Here is a 16559-nt window from a genome sequence, read left to right as displayed (position 1 = left end):
CTTTCGTCGACGCGCCACCCCTGCGGCGGCGAGCGATCTCGTCCTGTCTATCCCCGAGGAGTCCCTGTGCCGGTTGATGGCGCGTCCCATCCGGAGCTCGACCGCGAGCAGGCCTACGTGGCGATGCTCTACACGCATCTCGACGGTTTGCGCGCCTACGCGAAGACCCGGCTGGCCCGCGTGCTGCGCGAGACCGGAGGCACCCCACAGGCGCGCAGCGAACGCGAGGCGTACACCCACATGTACACCGAGGACATCGCGAAGTACGACGCCGCCGAGCACGGCTTGTGCTTCGGCCGCATCGATGTGCGGGACGACGGGACGGACACCTCCGGCCCCGTGACGGAGGACGGCGTCGAGGCCCGCTACATCGGCCGCCTCGGCATCCTCGACGAGGACAACGACTACGAGTCGCTGCTGCTCGACTGGCGCGCACCCCAGGCCCGCCCGTTCTACCTCGCGACCCCCGCCGCGCCCGACGGTGTCGTGCTGCGCCGCCACCTCCGCAGCCGCGGCCGCACCGTCACCGCACTGCACGACGAGTACCTCGACCTCGACGCGGCGCTCGAGCACGCCGACACCCCACCGGCCGGTGGCGTGGCCGGAGAATCGGCGCTGCTCGCCGCGCTGAACGCCGCGCGCACCGGGCAGATGCACGACATCGTGGCGACGATCCAGGCCGAGCAGGACGCAGTCATCCGGTCCGAGCATCGCAGTGTGCTCGTCGTCCAGGGTGGTCCGGGCACCGGCAAGACCGCGGTCGCGCTGCACCGCGCGGCCTACCTGCTCTACACCTACCGCAAGCAACTGGCCAAGAGCGGCGTGCTGATCGTGGGTCCGAACAGCCGCTTCCTCGACTACATCGGTCAGGTGCTGCCCTCGCTCGGTGAGACCGGCGTGCTGCTGTCGACGGTCGGGGATCTGTATCCGGGGGTCACGCCGACGATCGAGGACGATCCGATGGCCGGCGAACTGAAGGGCTCCCTGGACATGGTGAAGGTGCTCGAGAAGGCGGTCCGCGACCGGCAGGAGGTGCCCCGATCCCCCGTGCAGCTGAGTTTCGACACCTACGCGCTCACCCTCGACCGCACGATCGTGACCCGTGCGCGGGGTCGCGCCCGGTCGTCCCGTCGGCCGCACAACCTGGCCCGGCCGATCTTCGTGAACGGTGTGATCGATGCCCTCGCCGACCAGTTGGCCGGGATCATCGGATCGAACCCGCTCGGTGGTGCGAACCTGTTGAGCCGGGAGGACATCCACGACATCCGGTCCGAGATGCGTTCGGATCCCGACATCGTCGGTGCGATCGACGCGCTGTGGCCGGAACTGTCCCCGCAGCAGGTGCTCTCGGATCTGCTGGCCTCCCGCGACCGGATCGCGTCGGCGGCTCCGGCCCTGACCGACGAGCAGATCGATGCGCTGCACCGTCCCGATGCATCGGGACACTTCAGCGCCGCCGACGCTCCACTGCTCGACGAGCTCGCCGAACTGCTCGGGGTGGACGACGCCGCCGAACGCGAACGCGCGAAGCGGCGCTGGCGCAAGCAGATCGCCGACGCGCAGGGCGCACTCGACATCCTCACCGGTTCGGCACCGCAGGATCTCGAGGGCGACCTCGATCCCGAACTGCTCATGGCGTACGACCTGATCGACGCCACCCAGCTCGCCGAACGGCAGAACCACCGTCGTCACGAGACCACGGCGGAGCGGGCGGCCGGCGATCGCACCTGGACGTACGGTCATGTGATCGTCGACGAGGCGCAGGAGTTGTCGGCGATGGCGTGGCGAACGATCATGCGCCGCATCCCGAATCGCTGGATGACCCTGGTGGGCGACACCGCGCAGACCGGGGATCCGGCGGGAACCGAGTCGTGGCAGCAGATTCTCGAACCGTATGTCGCGAACCGGTGGAAGAAGACCGAACTGACGGTCAACTACCGCACGCCGGCGGAGATCATGCGGATCGCGCACGCGGTGCTCGCGGAGATCGATCCCGACCAGGTGCCGCCGCAGTCGGTGCGCGAGTCCGGTTTCGAGCCGTGGTCGCAGCACGTCGAGGCGGACGCGGTGCTCGCCACCGTGCAGGCAGCTCTCGAGGCGGAGACCGGCCCGGGTACGACTGCCGTGCTCGCCCCGGCGCGACTCGTGGGTGCGTGGGAGCACCTCGCGTCCGAGTCGGTCACGGTCGCGACCGTCAAGGAGGTCAAGGGACTCGAGTTCGACGCGGTGCTGCTCGTCGAACCTGCGGAGATTCTCACCGATTCCTCACGCGGGATGAACGACCTGTACGTGGCATTGACCCGCGCCACCCAGCGTCTCGGGGTGGTCCACTCGGAGGCGTTGCCGGAGGTGCTGGCCGGTATCGCCGGACCGACACGCTGCTGAACCGACACGGTTCGGCCGACACCGCCGAGCGGACCCCGGGACCGGCCACCGGACGGTACCGTCCTTCGGGGCAAGGAGATGGGACGGATCATCCGCGGAGGGAAACGAACACGTGGCCTATCGGGCAGCGCACCACCGGATACGTCGAGCGGGGTGCGCTGCGATCGCGGCGCTGAGCGGGTTCTTCGTCTCCGCCGCGTGCGGATCGGTCACGCCGACCCAGGACGAGGCGCAGGCCACGACGTCCACGACGTCGGTATCCCCTACCTCGTCGACGCCGCCCGACGCGCGTTTCCTGCGGGTGAAGGAGGCACTGGAGGCGTCCGGTCTGGTCGCCGACGTCACGGACGACACGGTGCTTGCGGTGGTGCGAGGGGTGTGCGACCAGTTGCGCGCGGGCGTGCCGGAGCACGACGTCCTCGTCACGCTCCGGCCGATCGCCGCCTACGCCGCGGGCGCCTCGGGTTCGCGCATGTCGGCGGACGACGCCGCCGCGCGCTATCTCGAAACCGCCCGCGAGGAGTACTGCTGATCCGTCAGCGGACCGTGTGCACTACCAGCACGTCGCACAGGGCCTTGCGGGCGACGTCCGAGGGGACGGAGCCGAGCAGCCGCCCGGTCAGCGTGTTGAGGCCGCGATTGCCGATGACGATGAGATCGGCTTCGACCTCCTCGACGAGCGTGAGGAGCGATTCGACAGGTGCACCGACGATGGGCCGCTCGGTGATCTTGCGGGCGCCGGCGACGGTTGCCTTCTCCCGTGCGGTGCGCAGGATCTCGTAGGTCGGTGCCGAGCCGGTGACCTGGTACGCCTCGTCGCGCAGCGCGTCGGCGGCCTGTGCGGTGTCCTTGGGGTCGGCCGGGTAGTAGGCGCAGGCGATCACCAGTTGGGCGCCCGCGTCGCCGGCCAGAGCAGCTGCCTTCTCCACGGCCCGATACGACGATTCGGAACCATCGGTTCCGACGACTATGGTCCGGTAGGCGCTCATTCATCCTCCATCGAGTGTGTGGTCCATCGACGCGGGCCGCCGATGCCGTCGTCGACGGAGGACACGCACGCTCCCCCGCCATACGCTGCGTCGACAGTAGCGGGATGGGCGGCCCGGGTGGGAGGTTTGGGTCTCATCCCACAATCAGGTTTGATGTTACCGCGCGTCACCGTAACGCGGGCCGAACAGGCCGGCAGGGAATACCTCGGCGTCGACGAAGGCGTCGCGCCACGGCAACGCGAGGTCGAGCAAACGTTCCACCCCCTCCTCACCGAGCGCAGTCCACGGCGCGACCGCCAGGTCGTCGGTGAGATCCTCGACGAGTTCGCGGACCTCGAAGCCCTCACCGGTGAGCTCGCCGCGCTTGTCGAGCAGGCCGCGCCCGCGCAATCCCTTCTCGGCGTCCGCCCACTCGTCCCGCGACCAGCCCCGCAGCTTCCGGGCCGGATCAGTGGCGAACCCGATACCGGTCGCCGTGTGGGTGACGAGCGCATCGAGCCCCGAAAGCCCTGCCGTCTGCAGGGCCGCGATATGACCGTCGCCGCGATACTCGCGCAGCAGGGTCAGGGCGTGCCACAGGCGCAGGTGCGCCTCCTCGGGCCAGGGCAGATCGGCGTAGGCGGCGTAGAGCGGGCGACCGTCCGGGCCGGGAATCGCCCGCGCCGCGGTGGCCGCGAGGTCCGCCGCCTCGTTCATCTCCGCGGAGCCGAGTACGTCCTGCCCGAGGACCCGTCGATGGAGTGCGTCCAAAGCCCGCAACCGCGCCGCGATGATCGTGGCCGGCTCGGCCGTCTCCCACACTGCCGGGACGGCCGATGCCACCAGGCGGGGCGAGAAGCTGCAGAACGTCGCGGTCACGACCCCGGGGCCGACGGCACCCAGGGGTGCCGCGCGTCCACCGAAGTACTGCGCAGCCGGTCCGTCGACACCGAGCGCGGCGAGTTCACCCGCGATGTCCGGCGCGAAGTAGACGACCAAGTGCAGCAGCTCGAGTGCGCGGGCAGCACGCCCGGCGGAAGAGGGATCCATGGGAGTGGACCCTACCCGAGTCGCCGGCGCCGATCGGGCCGGGCGACTACTTCAGACCCGCGGCGTCCATCCCGCGCAGTTCCTTCTTCAGATCGGAGATCTCGTCGCGAAGCCGTGCGGCCAGCTCGAACTGCAGGTCGCGGGCGGCCTGCATCATCTGGTCGGTGAGCTGCTGCACGAGATCGGCGAGCTCGGCGCGCGGCATCGTCGAGGTGTCGCGACCTTCCACGACACCGGAGCTGACGGCCCGTCCGGACTCGCCCTGGGCTCGGCGACCACGCGAAGCGTTGCGGCCGGAGCCGCCCACCTCGACGGCCTCGGTGTCCTCGGCCTCCTGATAGACCTGGTCGAGGATGTCGGCGATCTTCTTGCGCAGCGGCTTCGGATCGAGACCGTGTTCGGTGTTGTAGGCGATCTGCTTCTCGCGCCGCCGTTCGGTCTCCTCGATGGCCCGCGCCATCGAGTCGGTGATCTTGTCGGCGTACATGTGCACTTCCCCCGAGACGTTGCGGGCCGCGCGGCCGATGGTCTGGATCAGCGAGGTCGTCGACCGTAGGAAGCCTTCCTTGTCGGCGTCGAGGATCGCCACCAACGACACCTCGGGGAGGTCGAGACCCTCGCGGAGCAGGTTGATGCCGACGAGCACGTCGTATTCGCCCAGGCGCAGTTGTCGCAGCAGTTCGACGCGGCGCAGGGTGTCGATGTCGGAGTGCAGATAGCGCACCCGGATACCGAGTTCGAGCAGGTAGTCGGTGAGGTCCTCGGCCATCTTCTTGGTGAGGGTGGTGACGAGGACGCGTTCGTCGCGCTCGGCACGTTCGCGGATCTCGTGCACGAGATCGTCGATCTGCCCCTTGGTGGGCTTGACGACGACCTGCGGGTCGACGAGGCCGGTGGGCCGGATGACCTGCTCGACGAACTCGCCACCTGTCTGTCCGAGCTCGTACGGGCCGGGGGTGGCCGACAGGTAGACCGTCTGCCCGATGCGGGCGGCGAACTCCTCCCAGGTCAGTGGCCGGTTGTCGACCGCCGACGGGAGACGGAAACCGAAGTCGACGAGGTTGCGCTTGCGCGACATGTCGCCCTCGTACATCGCGCCGATCTGCGGCACGGTGACGTGCGACTCGTCGATGACCAGGAGGAAGTCCTCCGGGAAGTAGTCGATGAGCGTCGCCGGCGCGGATCCGGCGGGTCGTCCGTCGATGTGGCGGGAGTAGTTCTCGATGCCGGAGCAGAAGCCGACCTGCCGGATCATCTCGATGTCGTACTGGGTGCGCATGCGCAGACGCTGCGCCTCGAGCAGCTTGCCGCGGTTCTCCAGATCGGCCAGGCGCTCCTCGAGCTCGGCCTCGATACTCGCGACGGCGCGTTCCATGCGCTCGGGACCGGCGACGTAGTGGGTGGCCGGGAAGATGCGCAGGGAGTCGACCTTGCGCACGACGTCGCCGGTGAGCGGGTGCAAGTAGTACAGCGCGTCGATCTCGTCGCCGAAGAACTCGATCCGCACGGCGAGTTCCTCGTAGGCGGGGATGATGTCGACGGTGTCGCCCTTGACGCGGAACGATCCGCGGGTGAACGCCATGTCGTTGCGGGCGTACTGGACGTCGACGAGCAGGCGCAGCAGCGCGTCGCGCGGCACCTCCACACCGACCTCGAGCTGGATGGACCGGTCGAGATAGGACTGCGGGGTACCGAGACCGTAGATGCACGAGACGGACGCGACCACCACGACGTCGCGGCGGGACAGCAGCGACGAGGTGGCGGAGTGCCGCAGCCGCTCGACGTCGTCGTTGATCGACGAGTCCTTCTCGATGTAGGTGTCGGTCTGCGCGATGTACGCCTCGGGCTGGTAGTAGTCGTAGTACGAGACGAAGTACTCGACTGCGTTGTTGGGCAACATGTCTCGCAGCTCGTTGGCGAGCTGCGCGGCCAGGGTCTTGTTGGGCGCCATCACGAGGGTGGGTCGCTGGACGCGTTCGATGAGCCACGCGGTGGTGGCGGACTTGCCGGTACCGGTGGCACCGAGCAGGACGACGTCCTTCTCCCCCGCCCTCAGCCGGCGCTCGAGCTCATCGATGGCGGCCGGCTGATCGCCGGCCGGTTCGTACTCGCTGACGACCTCGAAACGGGCCTCGGTGCGCTCGATCTCACCCACCGGCCGGAACTCGGAGTGTGCGACGACGGGATGCTCACTTGCGAACGCCATGGAATCCAGAGTAAGCGCTCCCACCGACACGCATCGCGGTCCTGCGTGCGGCGCGGTTCGCACGCTAGCGTGCATCCCGTGTCCGCGACCCCGCATCCCGTGAAGACCGAGATCTTCGACGTCGCCACGAAGACCAACATCGACCCCAAGGGCTTCGCGCGGGCTGTCGACGAGTACCGCGTCGAGGAGTGGGGGCTGTACATGGCGCGATCGTCCGACCACCCGCAGTTCCACTATCTCGAATCGTGGTTGCTGCCGGACCTGCGTCTGCGGGCCTCGATCTTCCATTTCACGCCGGGCAACGAACGCGACCAGGACCGCTACGTCGACGTCGGTGAGTTTCGGCGCGAGGGCGACGTCTGGTACTCCCACGACCACTATCTCGACCTGATCGTCCGCACGGGCCGCGACACGACGGTCGAGGACATCGACGAACTGGTGGTCGCGGTCACCGCCGGGATGATCGACGCGGCCGTGGCCGAGACGGCGATCGACACGGCACTGCGGGCGGTGGACGGCATCGCCGCGCACGGCCACGACCTCGACGCGTGGCTGCGGGAGCGGGGCGCGCCCGTCTCCTGGCGCTGACGCGCACCACCGCTGCGCAGGTGCCGTCACCTGCGCAGACAGCGGGGCGCAGGAGCGAAAAAGTTACTGCCGCAAAGGACATGGTAATCTGCCCCGGCCGGCGAAGCAGTGCACCGAGAAGGCGACCATCGGGGCCGGCCCGGATCGCCCCTCCGCGTGCACATCACCCGACCGAGGACACCCCTCGCGCCGGCGGCGCGCGCCCGTGCAGCCCACGAGCGCCGACGAGAACGCCGCCGATCACTTCGTCGGCACACGCCCGGATCCGGGCGTGCCCTGCTGGAGCGGTATGCCGCGCCCGCCGGCCCGTGGCCGATCGGGCGCCCGACGCATGCCCACCGTCCGGCGGTGGATCGGACCGACGCCGCAGCGGAACCGACAGACAGGACGCGTGCAGCGCGCCCTGCGTTCCACTGCGCTCCGACGACCGCGGACGTGACGCGAACACGAAGGAGGTCGCAGTGAACGGCACCGAGCTCGTTCAGTTCAGCGCCGCGACGATCGTTGCCCTGCTCGTAATCTTCTACGGCGGAACGCTTCTCGTCTCCGCCCGAATCGGGAAGAAGGACGAGAACGCCGACGGCTACATGACCGCCGGCAACAAGGTCGGTTTCGGGGTGTCGGCGGCCAGCATGACCGCCACCTGGATCTGGGCGTCCTCGCTGTACGCGTCGGCGACCTCCGGATACACCTACGGCATCTCCGGCCCGATCCACTACGGGCTGTGGGGCGCGTTGATGATCCTGTTCATCTACCCCTTCGGGAAGCGCATCCGCGCGGTCGCCCCGAAAGCACACACCCTCGCCGAGGTCATGTTCGCCCGGCACGGGCGGTCGAGCCAGCTCATGCTGGCCGGTTCGAATCTCGTCGGCAGCCTCATCAGCCTGATGTCCAACTTCATCGCCGGCGGTGTGCTCATCTCGCTGATCTCGCCGTTCGGCTTCGTCCAGGGTGTCGTCTTCATCGCCGCCGGTGTGCTGCTCTACACCCTGTGGTCCGGCTTCCGAGCGTCCGTGCTCACCGACTTCATGCAGGTCGTGGCGATGCTCGGTGCGGTCGTTGTCATCATCCCGGCGGTCTTCTTCATCACCGGCTTCCCCGACGCGTTCGACGGTGGTTCCGGGAACCTCACCGACCAGCAGAGCGACTTCTTCTCCAGCGATGCCTTCCTGAACCAGGGCGCGCCGTACATCGCCGCCGTGCTCGCGTACGCCATCGGCAACCAGACGATCGCGCAGCGCCTGTTCGCGGTGCGGGAGGATCTCATCAAGCCCACCTTCGTCACCGCGACGATCGGCTACGGCGCCACCGTCATCGGCGTCGGCATGTTCGGTGTGCTCGCGCTGTACCTGGGCATCGACCCGATGGACGGCGACGTCAACAACATCGTGCCGCAGATGGTGGCGTCCTTCCTGCCCACGGCTCTGGTCGTCGTGTTCTTCGTCATGATCATCGGTGCGCTGTCGTCCACGGCCGATTCCGACCTGTCGGCGCTGTCGTCGATCGTCATGGCCGACATCTACGGCCAGAACATCGCCGGCGGCACCCGCAATGCCGATCCCAAGCGGATGCTCTTCATCGGGCGCGCCACGATGGTCGTCGCGACCGCAGCCGCCGTGGCGTTCGCGAGCATGAGATTGAGCATCCTCGACCTGCTCGTGTTCGTCGGCGCGCTCTGGGGTGCGCTGGTCTTCCCCGTCATCGCGAGCTTCTACTGGCACAAGGTCACCAACAAGGCGTTCACGACGTCGGTGCTCGTCGCCCTGGCAGCGTTCCTGCCGGTGCGTTTCGGGTGGTTCCCGATGGACGGGGTGCTCGCCTGGACGGTGGACATCGCATCGGTCGTCGGTGTCGGCGTGATCGCGGGTCTGATGGCATTCGGCTTCTTCGGACTCCGGGCCGCACGCGTCATCGGTGTCGTCGCCGCGGGGGTCGTGGCGCCCTTCGCGCTCGGCTCGGTCCACGACTACGCCGTGCTCAGCGCCTCGCTCGTCGCCTACGCGGTCAGCACGGTCGTGTGCTGGGCGATGTCCGTGAACTCCGACGAGAACTTCGACTTCGAGGTCATCGCGCAGCGTGTCGGTGACTTCGACGTGGCTGCGGACGCCGTGACACCCGAAACCGACCCTGACTCCCCGAACGCCCCTGCCTCGGCGAACGTCCCTGCCTCGCCGAACGTCCCTGCCTCGGCGAAAACCCCTGCGTCCGAGACGGACGCCGCGGCGACCACTCCGGAGAAGGAGAACCGATGAGCACGCTCGCACTGACCGTCTACGTCCTGATCTGGCCCGTACTCGTCGCCGGTGTGCTGGCGGCGCTCTGCCGCGGGTTCTTCAAGGAGTGGCTGCAGGCCCGACGGGACGGCGAGGATCTGATCTGACAGTCACCGCAGGATTCCCTCCCGCACGGCTCGGAGGACCGCATTCGTGCGGTCCCGGGCGCCGAGCTCGAGCAGGATCGACGACACGTGGTTCTTCACGGTGCCCTCGGCCAGGAACAGCACGTCGGCGATCATGCGGTTGCCGAAGTCCTCGGCCATCAACCGCAGCACCTCGAGTTCACGTTCGGTCAACTCCTGCACGACCGGGGTGTCGTCGGGCTGTGGAGCGGAGCGGATCGCGCGCAGCAACCGGTCGGTGATCGAGGGGGCGACGAGCGTGCCACCCTCCTCGAGGGTCCGTACCGCACGGGCGAGTTGCTCGAGCGTGACGTCCTCGAGGAGATATCCCCGGGCTCCGGCACGTAGGGCCGCGAGCACGAGTTCGTCGTCGCCGAAGGTCGTGAGCACGAGCACCGGGACTTCGAGGCTGCGCTCGCGGAGACGGTCGATGGTCCACGAGCGGTACGTGGCCGAACTCTCGGGCTGCGGCCGGTGGGGAACGAGGCTCCCGAGAACGACTCGCTTCGTACGATGTCACAGCGCTTGGCCACCCAGTACGTGAAATTCGTCCGCTCCGAGGAGATAGGCTTGGGCGAGAACTGATCTCGCGGTATTGTCGACGGGTGGTCGACGCTGCCCCCGACGGCGTCGACCACTTCGGGCCGCGAAACGTTCGTAACTCCGCCGCCCGTCGAACCGAGTCTCGAATGCGCATGTGGGGCAATGTGACTGCTCGGGATGGCGAGGGGGCTCGATGGACGAAGCCGAGTTGATCGAGCGGTGCCGGGCAGGCGATCGGGCAGCGTTCGCCGAGCTCGTCGCACCGTCACGGGAACGCGTGTGGGCGGTCTGCGTCCGGATCACAGGAAACCGGCACGACGCCGAGGATGCACTGCAGGATGCGCTGATCGCGGCGTGGCAGAATCTCGGCAGATTCCGTGGTACAGCAGCATCCGGAACGTGGTTGTATCGCATCGCGAGCAATGCGGCGCTCGCTGTCGTGCGGACGCGACGTGGTGAGGTCCTCGACGAACGGCTCGGGGACGAATACGTCTCCGGGGAAACGCCTCTCGCCGAGAGCGTGGTCGACGGTGATGTGGTCCGGCGAGCTTTTCTCCTTCTCCCCGAACAGTTTCGGGTTGTCATCGTGTTGCGTGAGTATGCGCAGCTCGGTTACGCCGAGATCGCAACGCACCAGGGCGTGGGTGTGCAGACGGTGAAGAGCCGGATCAGGCGTGCCCGTATGCAACTCGCCGATCTACTGAGTCCGGCACTGCTCGGCGCCGAAGAGGTTGCCCTCCGACCGACGGTCGGGTCCGCCGACACGAAGGGCACAGAACCGCCGAGGACAACCCGGAAGGATGAGCAATGACGCAGAGCGAACCGATTTCGTTGCCCCCGTCGAGGGAATCGATGAGAACGATATCGAGCATCCCGCCATCGACGACCTGCCGATCGAACAACTCGATGATCACGGCAACGACGAGCTGCCGAAGCCGGAATTCGTCGTCGACGCAACCGATCCCGACTCGAGGTAGCCGGCCCTGCAGAGATCCGGCCCGCATCATCGCAGTCCCATCCCGGTCGATCCGAGATCGGCGACCACCTCGTGCAGTGGTCGCCCGACCGGACCGACCGCCAGTAGACCTCGGATCGTCGCCGTGAGGACCATCGTCGAGAATCCTTCGTGGTCGAATTCCGGAAGGTCGCGATGGGCCTCACCCAAGCGTTCGTCGGCGCTCAGCCGTTCGGCGACGTCGTCGCGTTGCTGCCGGAGCCCCGAGATACGCTCGAGCTGCGCTTCCTCGGCGACCGCGAAGTTGATCGCGGCGCTCGCCACCGCACTCGCCAGTGCGACCGCGACGTCGGGTGTGTACCCGCGGCGCACGAGAGCCTCGACCTCGCTCACCATCAGCCGCTGCCCCGCTTCCCCACGCGGGAAGAGGGTCTGCATGTAGGTTCCCAGGCCCGCATGGGCAAGGACGAACGCGCGTAGCTGCAGACCGAACGACAGCAGGTGCCGTTCGATGTCGTGCTCCGGATCGTCATGCAGAACGAGATCGCCGAGCAGACTCTCCCCCACGACGAGTTCGAGTCCCCAGCGACCGTCCACGTGGCGGTACAGCGCCGTTGTGGAGACGCCGAGTTCCGCGGCGACAGCGTTGAGGCTCAACTGTCGCAGCCCGATCGCTCGACCGACACGGATGATGTCCTCCATGTCGATCTTGCGTACACGTCTGCGGACGCCGGCCACCCCGCTCGTTCCTCCGGTCACCTTAAGTTAGACCCCATAACTTAAGGAACTATAGGTGTGGCTTCAGGGAACGACAAGTCGCCGATTCGTTCTCGGCGGGCTGCACCGGGCGAACGGCCCGGCGGCCGAGCTTCGCTCTCGCCGCGAACCTGCTCAGCGCGCATCCGCCGGCGGACGACCGAACCGGTCCGCGACGTCGGGGCTCACCCCGGGTGACGTCCGAGCAGTTCCCGGAAGGACGGCCCGTCCGTGCGGACCGCGTTTCCCGACACGCGCGGCCGTCCGGCGGGCACGGCGTCCGAGAACCCGCGGGGTGATCCCGTGCTGCGGGTGATCTGCTCGGCGAGTTCGTCCGCCGCCCTGCCGATCCGCCCCTTCAGTGCCGTGGCCGCCTCGCCTGTTCCGAAGTCGTCGGTGGTGGCGAAGACGCCGGTGGGCACGACGAGCGCACGCAGATAGCTCAGCAGCGGGCGCATCGCATGGTCGAGGACCAGTGAGTGTCGGGCGCTACCCGCGGTCGCGGCGAGCAACGTGGGCACACCGGTGAGCGTGTCCGGATCGAGCGCGTCGAAGAACATCTTGAACAGACCCGAGTAACCGGCGGCGAAAACCGGGCTCACCGCGATCAGACCGTCGGCGGTCGCGAGTTGTTCACGGGCTCGTGCGACCGCTGCGGTAGGGACACCGGCGGTGAAGGTGGTGGCCAGATCCATCGCGAGGCTGCGTAATTCGATGACCTCGGTTTCCGCGTCGTCTCCGCGCGTGCCGACCGCGACACGAGTGGCCTCGGCGATGCGGTCGGCGAGCAGACGGGTGGTGGACGGCTCGGCCAGGCCACCGCTGACGACGACGATACGGCGGGTCATCGGGCGTCCACCTCTTCCGGCACGAGGTCGACGCGGGCCGGGATCACCTGACGGTGCGCCGAGTCGGCTCCCTGCGCGGCGAGCGTGCTGTGTGTGGGCGGGTCGGACGGCACGTGGGCGGGGCGGCGGCGTTCGAATTCCGCTCGCAGTACCGGCACGACCTCCCGGCCGAGGATCTCGATCTGCTCGAGCACGACGTCGAGCGGCAAGCCGGCGTGGTCCATGAGGAACAGCTGACGCTGATAGTCGCCGGCGTAGTCGGCGAAACCGAGCGTGCGTTCGACGACCTGCTCGGGTGTGCCGACGGTCAGCGGTGTCATCGTCGAGAAATCCTCGAGCGACGGGCCGTGGCCGTAGACGGGGGCGTTGTCGAAATAGGGACGGAAGATCCGTTTCGCCTCGGCCTCGGTCTCCGCCATGAACACCTGGCCACCGAGCCCGACGACGGCCTGGTCTGCGGCACCGTGACCGTACTGCTCGAACCGCTGCCGGTAGAGAGCGATCATCTGCTGGATGTGTTCCTTGTTCCAGAAGATGTTGTTGTGGAAGAAGCCGTCGCCGTAGAAGGCGGCCTGTTCCGCGATCTCGGACGAACGGATGGAACCGTGCCAGACGAAGGGCGGGGTGTCGTCGAGCGGCCACGGGGTGGAGGTGTAGCCGTGCAGCGGTGTGCGGAACTTGCCCTCCCAGTCGACGACGCGTTCGCGCCAGAGCCGTCGCAGCAGGTGGTAGTTCTCGATGGCGAGCGGGATGCCCTGCCGGATGTCCTTGCCGAACCACGGGTAGACCGGTCCGGTGTTCCCGCGTCCCATCATGAGGTCGACGCGGCCGCCGGACAGGTGCTGGAGCATCGCGAAGTCCTCGGCGATCTTCACCGGGTCGTTGGTGGTGATGAGGGTGGTCGCGGTCGAGAGGATGAGCTTCTCGGTCCTCGCGGCGATCCAGCCGAGCATCGTCGTCGGCGAGGACGGGACGAAGGGGGGATTGTGGTGCTCGCCGGACGCGAAGACGTCCAGGCCCACCTCCTCGGCCTTCAGCGCGATCTTCGTCATCGCGACGATGCGCTCATGTTCGGTGGGGACCCGGCCCGTCGTGGGGTCGCGCGTGACGTCGCCGATGGTGAAGATGCCGAACTGCACGGTCGAACCTCCGTCACGTAGTTGAACTGTCAACTATTCTAACGGGCGGGTCGCCCGGAAGATTCCCGGGCGGGTCTCCGCCCGGGATCCGGACCCCCTAGGCCGACCAGCCGGTGCTCTCGGCCCACTCCCACGCGCGGTGATGCGCCCGGTCGAACCACGGCGCCTTGAGCGCTGCGTAGGTGGCCGCCGCCTCGGCACGATCCGTCTTCTGCGACGCCCCGACTGCGGCATCGGCCTTGAGGTCGGCGTACTCGCGCTTCGCGGTGTCGACCGCGGACAGCCAGTCGCGCAGTAGCAACGCGAACTGCTGGGCGGGCCAGCCGTCCACCCGGACCGCCACCCGCGCCGGACGGCCGGGATCGGCGCTGCCGTGCAACCGCATCTCCCACACCGCCGGGTCGGTCTCTCCCCCGGCCCCGTAGGACGGTTTCGGATCGTCGGTCACCACATGGTCGATGCGCGGGAAGCCCGCAGCAGCCAAGGCGGGTGCGAGCGCATCGGCTGCCGCGAGATCGCCGACGGTGATCTGCAGGTCGATGACGTCGACGGCGGCCAGACCGGGCACCGCGGTGGAGCCCACGTGGTCGATACGCTTCGCCGCGCCCCCGGCTGCGAGGGCCAGCCGGGCGACGAGCCGCTGCGCCTGCCGATGCCATTCCTCGCGCGCGGGCACGAGAACCGGATCCGCCTCGACCACCACACCGGTGCGCAGATTTTTCTCGAACGGCACCAGGCGATCGTTCCACAGCGTCCGGACCTGCTCGACCAGCACCTGCTGATCACCGGTGTTGTCGAGCCACACGTCGGCGACCTCGCGTCGCTGTTCCTCCGTCGCCTGCGCCGCGATCCGCGCGCGGGCGTCCGCCTCGGGCATGCCGCGCAGTTCGACGAGACGCCGGATCCGCTCCGCCTCGTCGGCGTGCACGACGGCGACGAGGTGGAAGGCCGGCGCCATCCCGCCCTCGACGAGCAACGGGATGTCCTGCACGACCACCGCGTCGTCGGGCGCAGCGGCGACCAGCTCGGCGGTGCGGCGCCCGACCCGGGGATGGGTGATGGCGTTGAGAACCGCGCGCGCGTCCTCGCTGGCGAACGCCTTCGCGGCGAGGGCAGGACGGTCGAGGGTGCCGTCGGGCTGCAGGATGTCCTCACCGAAGGCGTCCACGAGCTCGGCGAGGCCCTCGGAGCCGGGAGCGACGATCTCCCGGGCGACGACATCGGAGTCGACGATCACCGCCCCGAGTTCGACGAGCTCCTTGGCGACGGTCGACTTGCCCGCGCCGATTCCTCCGGTCAACCCCATTCGCAGCACGTTGCCCAGTCTCGCATCACTACGTCACCGAGGCACCTTCGCGGTCCCTACGAGGCCTCGCGCATCGTCAGCCCCGACAGCGCGACGACATACTCGCCCGCCTGTTCGTCGAAGTCGACGGTGTACACCGTCGGGTAGTAGCCGGTCCGCCGGTAGGACGACACGGAGTCGAGGGCACGGTCGGCGGTGTCGAGTGCGAACTCCCATTCCCCGTTCTCGGCATGCCGACGGGCAGTCTCGGCGTCGTCGAGGAAGCGGGCCAGGTCGACCGACTCGGCCGGGATATCGAGGACGTGGCCGGGCGGCTGGCGCACGATCGGGGAGGCCGCACCGCTCTCCCCTCGCAGCACCCTGCGCAGATTGGAGATGTACGCCTGGATGCTCGCCATCGCACTGGCAGGCGCCTCGTCCTGCCACAGGGCGTCGATCAGCCGGTCGGTGGAGATCACCCGCCCCCGGTTGAGCAGCAGGACGGCGGAGACCGCTCGCTGCTTGCGCGGCCCGAGATCGACCTGCGACTCCGACGGGGGCACCGCCGGATCGGCCGTCGACGCGACCCGGACCACCTCCAGCGGTCCGAGCAGTCGGTACATCATGTGGTGAGCCCCCTCGACCCCGGCCGAACTACGCGATCGTTGCAGTGTAAGGACGTTTTCGCCGGGTGCGCGGCGACTTCTCATCCCGTCACGGCCGGGAGTTCGACCGTGTCGCTCTCGGCGTCCCCGAACACCGGTGCGGTCTGCGGCCGGGGACGCAGGCAGACTGCACACACCACGGTTCCGAGAGCCGCAACGAACGCCGCCGCCACGAGCGCCCCCTGCAGGCCCGACACGAAGTCCTGCGGTGATCCGCCGGGCAACAGCGACTCGGCCGGCAGGAACATCCCGAGCACCGCGACGCCGACGGCGATGCCGGTCTGACGGAACGCGTCGTTGATACCGGCCGCGAGACCGGAATGATCCGCGGTGCTCTCCCCGAGGACGATCCCGCTCATCGCCGGGTTGAACACGCCGGCGGCCGCGCAGGCCACGACGAGTCCCGGCAGCAGGACGTACTTCGAACTGTCCGCCTCGGCGACCGTCATCATGAGCAACCCGACGGCGACGAGCGCCAGTGAGCACGACAACGAGACCCACGTAGGGACGACACGATCGAGTTTCGCCGTCGCACCGGCGACGACGAACATGGCGACGGTCGCGGGCAGGTACGGGGGCAGCATCGGTTCGGCGGTGCGCATCTCGTGCGCGACGAAGGCGACGAGGGCACCGACAGCGAGCACGAAGGCGATGACGGCCTGCGCATCGGACCACCCGATCTCCTGGCCACGCAGCACGGCGAACACGAACGCCGCCAGCCCCACCGCGGCCAGGAGCTGCCCCGGCACGTCGGCGGCGCGGACGGGGATCTC

At 68.4% G+C, this 16559-nt stretch carries 17 protein-coding genes; 7 read left to right on the top strand and 10 right to left on the bottom strand.

Features of this window, described 5'->3' with window-relative positions; all coding sequences use genetic code 11:
• The first annotated feature begins 66 nt into the window (after positions 1 to 66).
• Complete coding sequence (locus QR64_RS02965) at positions 67 to 2385, top strand: HelD family protein (protein ID WP_039584010.1); 2319 nt, start codon at positions 67 to 69, stop codon at positions 2383 to 2385.
• Between the two features lie 112 nt (positions 2386 to 2497).
• On the top strand, positions 2498 to 2917 hold the full coding sequence (locus tag QR64_RS27250; RefSeq protein WP_033097705.1) for a DUF732 domain-containing protein: 420 nt from the start codon (positions 2498 to 2500) through the stop codon (positions 2915 to 2917).
• A gap of 4 nt (positions 2918 to 2921) precedes the next feature.
• Here QR64_RS27250 and QR64_RS02955 read toward each other — a convergent pair whose 3' ends face one another.
• The 3 genes from QR64_RS02955 to uvrB all read right to left on the bottom strand — a co-directional run bounded on the left by QR64_RS02955 (position 2922) and on the right by uvrB (position 6609).
• Entirely contained in the window at positions 2922 to 3374 is a 453-nt protein-coding gene (locus QR64_RS02955; RefSeq protein WP_006553987.1) for a universal stress protein, read from the bottom strand.
• Positions 3375 to 3530: 156 nt separating this feature from the next.
• Entirely contained in the window at positions 3531 to 4403 is an 873-nt protein-coding gene (locus tag QR64_RS02950) for an SCO6745 family protein (protein ID WP_039584007.1), read from the bottom strand.
• A gap of 46 nt (positions 4404 to 4449) precedes the next feature.
• Positions 4450 to 6609, bottom strand: a complete 2160-nt coding sequence (uvrB, locus tag QR64_RS02945; RefSeq protein WP_019289647.1) for an excinuclease ABC subunit UvrB — start codon at positions 6607 to 6609, stop codon at positions 4450 to 4452.
• A gap of 69 nt (positions 6610 to 6678) precedes the next feature.
• Here uvrB and QR64_RS02940 point away from each other — a divergent pair, with 69 nt between their 5' ends.
• From QR64_RS02940 to QR64_RS27490, 3 genes are all read left to right on the top strand, one after another.
• Positions 6679 to 7197, top strand: coding sequence for a DUF402 domain-containing protein (locus QR64_RS02940; protein WP_039584047.1), 519 nt, complete (start codon positions 6679 to 6681; stop codon positions 7195 to 7197).
• Positions 7198 to 7658: 461 nt separating this feature from the next.
• The gene (locus QR64_RS02935; RefSeq protein ID WP_039584046.1) at positions 7659 to 9449 is read left to right on the top strand and encodes a sodium:solute symporter family protein; all 1791 of its coding nucleotides are present in this window, start codon (positions 7659 to 7661) and stop codon (positions 9447 to 9449) included.
• Positions 9446 to 9577, top strand: a complete 132-nt coding sequence (locus tag QR64_RS27490; protein WP_006553992.1) for a putative transporter small subunit — start codon at positions 9446 to 9448, stop codon at positions 9575 to 9577. Before QR64_RS02935 ends, QR64_RS27490 begins: the two co-directional genes overlap by 4 nt.
• Positions 9578 to 9580: 3 nt before the next feature.
• Here QR64_RS27490 and QR64_RS02925 read toward each other — a convergent pair whose 3' ends face one another.
• Positions 9581 to 9991, bottom strand: a complete 411-nt coding sequence (locus tag QR64_RS02925; protein ID WP_235366975.1) for a LuxR C-terminal-related transcriptional regulator — start codon at positions 9989 to 9991, stop codon at positions 9581 to 9583.
• A 340-nt stretch (positions 9992 to 10331) separates the two neighbouring features.
• On the opposite strand from QR64_RS02925, the gene QR64_RS02920 reads away from it, so the two are divergent.
• Together QR64_RS02920 and QR64_RS26765 are read left to right on the top strand one after the other, a co-directional pair.
• Complete coding sequence (locus tag QR64_RS02920; RefSeq protein ID WP_006553994.1) at positions 10332 to 10949, top strand: RNA polymerase sigma factor; 618 nt, start codon at positions 10332 to 10334, stop codon at positions 10947 to 10949.
• Positions 10939 to 11115, top strand: a complete 177-nt coding sequence (locus tag QR64_RS26765) for a hypothetical protein (RefSeq protein WP_019289654.1) — start codon at positions 10939 to 10941, stop codon at positions 11113 to 11115. Before QR64_RS02920 ends, QR64_RS26765 begins: the two co-directional genes overlap by 11 nt.
• Positions 11116 to 11141: 26 nt before the next feature.
• Here QR64_RS26765 and QR64_RS02915 read toward each other — a convergent pair whose 3' ends face one another.
• From QR64_RS02915 to QR64_RS27485, 6 genes are all read right to left on the bottom strand, one after another.
• A complete protein-coding gene (locus QR64_RS02915; protein WP_235366973.1) occupies positions 11142 to 11852 on the bottom strand; it encodes a TetR/AcrR family transcriptional regulator in 711 nt (236 codons plus the stop codon).
• A 182-nt stretch (positions 11853 to 12034) separates the two neighbouring features.
• The gene (locus QR64_RS02910; protein ID WP_039584004.1) at positions 12035 to 12697 is read right to left on the bottom strand and encodes an FMN reductase; all 663 of its coding nucleotides are present in this window, start codon (positions 12695 to 12697) and stop codon (positions 12035 to 12037) included.
• Complete coding sequence (locus QR64_RS02905; RefSeq protein WP_019289657.1) at positions 12694 to 13836, bottom strand: LLM class flavin-dependent oxidoreductase; 1143 nt, start codon at positions 13834 to 13836, stop codon at positions 12694 to 12696. The genes QR64_RS02910 and QR64_RS02905 overlap by 4 nt, the downstream gene beginning before the upstream one ends.
• 97 nt (positions 13837 to 13933) lie before the next feature.
• Entirely contained in the window at positions 13934 to 15151 is a 1218-nt protein-coding gene (gene coaE, locus QR64_RS02900; RefSeq protein WP_197483235.1) for a dephospho-CoA kinase, read from the bottom strand.
• 47 nt (positions 15152 to 15198) lie between these two features.
• Positions 15199 to 15747, bottom strand: coding sequence for a winged helix-turn-helix domain-containing protein (locus QR64_RS02895; protein WP_039584002.1), 549 nt, complete (start codon positions 15745 to 15747; stop codon positions 15199 to 15201).
• Between the two features lie 80 nt (positions 15748 to 15827).
• Positions 15828 to 16535 carry a hypothetical protein gene (locus QR64_RS27485; RefSeq protein ID WP_235366977.1) on the bottom strand — a complete coding sequence of 236 codons (708 nt, stop codon included), beginning with the start codon at positions 16533 to 16535 and terminating at the stop codon, positions 15828 to 15830.
• Positions 16536 to 16559: the final 24 nt, after the last annotated feature.

Source organism: Rhodococcus sp. Chr-9 (assembly GCF_000801125.1).
In the GTDB taxonomy this organism is placed as follows: domain Bacteria; phylum Actinomycetota; class Actinomycetes; order Mycobacteriales; family Mycobacteriaceae; genus Rhodococcus; species Rhodococcus pyridinivorans.
The sequence above is the reverse complement of the archived record's forward strand: the minus strand, read 5'-3'. Positions and strand labels throughout refer to the sequence as shown.

Excerpts from the sequence above, each read along its gene's own strand:
- QR64_RS02955 (WP_006553987.1), bottom strand. The coding sequence starts at position 3,374 with ATGAGCGCCTACCGGACCATAGTCGTCGGAACCGATGGTTCCGAATCG.
- QR64_RS02950 (WP_039584007.1), bottom strand. The coding sequence starts at position 4,403 with ATGGATCCCTCTTCCGCCGGGCGTGCTGCCCGCGCACTCGAGCTGCTG.
- uvrB (WP_019289647.1), bottom strand. The coding sequence starts at position 6,609 with ATGGCGTTCGCAAGTGAGCATCCCGTCGTCGCACACTCCGAGTTCCGG.
- QR64_RS27490 (WP_006553992.1), top strand. The coding sequence starts at position 9,446 with ATGAGCACGCTCGCACTGACCGTCTACGTCCTGATCTGGCCCGTACTC.
- QR64_RS02920 (WP_006553994.1), top strand. The coding sequence starts at position 10,332 with ATGGACGAAGCCGAGTTGATCGAGCGGTGCCGGGCAGGCGATCGGGCA.
- QR64_RS26765 (WP_019289654.1), top strand. The coding sequence starts at position 10,939 with ATGAGCAATGACGCAGAGCGAACCGATTTCGTTGCCCCCGTCGAGGGA.
- QR64_RS02910 (WP_039584004.1), bottom strand. The coding sequence starts at position 12,697 with ATGACCCGCCGTATCGTCGTCGTCAGCGGTGGCCTGGCCGAGCCGTCC.
- QR64_RS02895 (WP_039584002.1), bottom strand. The coding sequence starts at position 15,747 with ATGATGTACCGACTGCTCGGACCGCTGGAGGTGGTCCGGGTCGCGTCG.